Genomic DNA, 910 nt, shown 5'->3' on the forward strand with positions numbered 1-910 from the left:
CGGCGGTCCCCGGCGGGCCGCCCCCGCGCGCCCCGCGGATCCGGCCCCAGGTCGTGCTCAGGACCCGGCGGCCGGTACGGCCGCGCGTCATTCTCCGATCGGCCCCGGCGGTCGTCGGGAAACGCGAAAAAAGGGAAGGCGGTTTTAGCGGCATGTGACAATTAGAATCATTGCTCGACGGATCGCGCGTGTGATTCACTGCCAGATAACAAATGCGGGCGGGTGGTCGGGGGGAAAATTCTCCCGCCTTTACCGGGTGCTCCTGAGCACCTGGAAGACATTGTCCCGGTAAAGATGGAAAGCGTGGCGACGGTGCTCGACTCGGATTCCCTCCTGCCATTGTCCGCGGCCCAGAACGGGATTTTGCGCGCCCAGATGATTTCCCCGGGCGACCCGATGTGCATAGCCCAGTACATCGAGATCGCCGGGCCGGTGGACCCCGGGCTCTTCGCCGCGGCGGTCCGGGTGGCCGCGCGCGGGATCGAGGCCGTGCACCTGCGCGTCACCGGTGCGGGGCAGGAGGTGCGGCCCCGGGAGCTGGACTGCCCGTTGCTGGATCCGGGGGACGAGCGCGCCGCGCTGGAGTGGATGCGCACGGACCTGGAGTCGCCCTTCCCGGGGGACGAGCTCGTCGCCACCGCGCTGCTCCGGGTCGCCGACGACCGCTACTTCTGGTACCTGCGCTGCCACCACGTGGTCATGGACGGCTACAGCGGGCCGATGGTCGCCAAGCGGCTGGCCGAGGTGTACACCGCGCTGGCCGAGGGCCGCGATCCCGGACCGGGCGAGGCGGGCTCCCTGGCGGAGCTGCTGGCCGAGGACGCCGCCTACCGCGACTCCGCCCGGCACGAGGCCGACCGCCGCCACTGGCTGGACCGGCTCGCCGGGCTGCCCGCCGTACCGTCGCTCT

At 71.0% G+C, this 910-nt stretch carries 1 protein-coding gene; it reads left to right on the forward strand.

Annotated elements, in window-relative coordinates:
- Nucleotides 1-375 precede the first annotated feature (375 nt).
- Nucleotides 376-910 (forward strand): condensation domain-containing protein (locus ACWJ6R_RS37125; RefSeq protein WP_449066668.1); only part of this gene is annotated, 535 nt, incomplete at its 3' end.

It is taken from the genome of Planomonospora algeriensis (assembly GCF_977012225.1).